Raw genomic sequence first — 2,714 nt, forward strand, 5'->3', positions numbered from 1 at the left:
TTGCCGTTGCAATCACTGCGCGAACTGAGCGAACCCACAGGCGTGACCAGCGCTCCCCGAATCCAGTCTTGGACGCTCAAACAAGGCAGCCGCGTGCTGTTCGTGGAGAATCACAGCGTGCCCATGGTTGATCTGAAAATCAGCTTTGCAGCCGGCAGCTACTACGACGGCAAAACCCCAGGGTTAGCGGCCATGGCCCAAGCCCTTTTCAGTGTCGATTCTGCGCTTAAACAAGCGGACGAAATCGCCCGGGAGTTTGATCGTTATGGAGTGAAAATCACCCATGGCTTGAATGCCGAGCAGAGCTACTTCAACCTGAGAAGCCTGAGCGAGCCAGCAGTCTTTAACCCGGTCATGGCCTTGTTCACTGAAACCCTTACACGCCCTAAGTTTAGCCAAGCAAACCTTTCTCGAATCAAACGTGCCCTGCAAACAGACCTCGAGCTGGAGCAGATCATCCCGCAGATGCGCGCATTGGCCCACATTCGCGCCCACTTGTACCCTGGCCAGCCGTCGTCACACTCAATCTACGGCACAAGCGACAGCCTAGAGCGCATCGAAGCTAAGCAGCTTAGGGACTTTAACCAACGTGCTTACACTGCGGGTAACCTTAAAATGGTGATTGTGGGCGATCTCACACCTGAGCAAGCCCGATCACTCAGCCAAACCTTTGCCGATGCGCTACCGCAAGGCCCAGCACTGCCAGCCCCACAGATGATGGTCGGCGCTGTTAATGCAGGCCAAGCGCTGCACCTTGAGGACCCGTCAAGTCAAACACTGCTGATGCTGGCGCAAAATGCCTTGCCCGATCAGCACCCCGACGCTATCGCCATCCGTATCGCCAACGTGATATTCAACCATGTCCTAAATGGTCAATTACGCGAGAAGCACAGCGTGACTTACGGGGTCAAATCCGATATCGAACCCGCTCAAGGTACCGCGACCTGGGTCATCCAGCTCAACACGCCCCCCCAATACAGCCAAGAGGCTATGCGCCATGCCCAAGCGCTGTTTGCTGATTTTCTCAAGTCGGGCCCCAGTGAAGAACAACTGAACACCCTCAAAAAATACTTGCGTCATGCGTTGCCGCAACTGCTGGCGACCAACAAAAATCTGCTGGATGAGCTGGAGGTCATCAACCGCTTCGATCAAACATTGAACTTCTCCCATAAAACCGATGAAATCCAAAAAATGACCACGGCACAGATTAAGGCAGCCATGAATCGGCATTTGGCCCACAGTCAATGGACCACGCTGACTTTGGGCCCCAGCGTTGCCCAATTGCCCCTGCCCGACATCAACAGTGGTGAAGACAGCAGCCAACCCTTGTGCAATTCGACCAATTGGACAAACACCGGGCCACACTCACTGCTTGGGCAGAGGGCCGTGTTGTGGCAACTTAAGCACTTTCTAACACCCGTCACCGATTGAGAACTTAAGTGCGCGTCCTCGCTTCCCCTGAATCACCCTTGGCACCGTTCACACCCGCATCAAGCCTGCGCAACCCTCACTTGCAAACCTTGTGGGGGCCGCTGTGGCGTACCAAACCGGTTGTTGAATTACAGCGCGAGCGCCTGTGGCTCGAGGATGGCGACTTTCTTGACCTAGACTGGCACGGAACACCGTCTGCCTATGAGCCACTGGTATTGGTGTTGCACGGCTTAACCGGTTCTTCAGGCTCGCATTACATTGCGGGCCAACAAAGCGCTTTGGCGAAGCTAGGCTGGGCCAGCGTTGCCTTAAATTGGCGCGGCTGCTCAGGAGAGCCCAACTTGCTGGCACGCAGCTACCATTCAGGCGCCAGTGAAGACTTGGCCGCCGCGGTTGCGCACCTACGGGCTCGCTACCCGCTGGTACCGATCTACGCCGTGGGTTACTCGCTGGGCGGCAACGTTTTGCTTAAGTATTTGGGCGAATCGGGCAGTGCCAGTGGTCTGCAAGGTGGCGTCGCAGTCTCGGTGCCGTTTCGCCTCGACCAATGCGCCGACCGCATCGGGCTAGGGTTTTCGAAGGTGTATCAAGCGCATTTCATGCGCCAGATGGTGACCTACGTTAAAAATAAACGCCTTCAGTTTCAACACGAGGCCCGGCATGAAGGGCTGGCCACACTGGCCAAACTGGGCACCCTCAAGTCCTTGAGTAAATTGCGCACCTTCTGGGAGTTCGATGACCGGGTTACGGCCCCGCTCAATGGTTATCAAAACGTGGATGACTATTACCGCCGCGCCTCCAGCCGCTACTTTCTGGGCGCCATTGAAACACCGACTCTGATTATCCAGTCCGAGGACGATCCCTTTGTGTTCAAGCACAGCATTCCCGAACCTGACGAGCTATCAGCCAGCACCGAACTGGAGTTGCACGCCAAGGGCGGGCATGTCGGCTTCGTCGAAGGTTCTCTGAGAGCCCCGCAGTACTACCTTGAACGGCGAATCCCTCAGTGGCTGGCCAGCCTTAACGCCGAGTTGAGCTAATGAATGTGGAGCATGCTGAGTCCATTCACTTTTGGCAGGTGCCACCGTTAAGCGGCGTCGAATTGCTCACTGCGCGTTACATTGAGCACCGCTTCGCGCCCCCAGGGCATGATGGTTTTGTGGCAGTCCAATCTGCAGCCGCCGTATTGTGGCTGCGATCGAGCGCGTAGCGGTTGCAAACCATGCGAACCGCCCAAACAAGATTAAAAGATCGCAGCCTGCGGCAGCTCCTAAAGTCCGGAG

Annotated in this window: 2 protein-coding genes and 1 pseudogene; all 3 read left to right on the forward strand. The window is 56.1% G+C overall.

Features of this window, described 5'->3' with window-relative positions; genetic code table 11:
- Positions 1-1,431: M16 family metallopeptidase (locus AQS70_RS09445; RefSeq protein WP_156355084.1), on the forward strand; the 1,431-nt coding region annotated here is incomplete at its 5' end.
- Positions 1,432-1,439: 8 nt separating this feature from the next.
- Positions 1,440-2,471: a hydrolase gene (locus tag AQS70_RS09450; RefSeq protein ID WP_156355086.1), complete on the forward strand. Its 1,032-nt coding sequence runs from the start codon at positions 1,440-1,442 to the stop codon at positions 2,469-2,471.
- Positions 2,471-2,593 (forward strand): annotated as a pseudogene (locus tag AQS70_RS24025) (AraC family transcriptional regulator); the annotation flags it as partial. The gene AQS70_RS09450 and the pseudogene AQS70_RS24025, both read left to right, overlap by 1 nt.
- Positions 2,594-2,714 lie beyond the last annotated feature (121 nt).

The sequence above is a fragment of the Pseudomonas endophytica genome (assembly GCF_001411475.1).
GTDB lineage: Bacteria > Pseudomonadota > Gammaproteobacteria > Pseudomonadales > Pseudomonadaceae > Aquipseudomonas > Aquipseudomonas endophytica.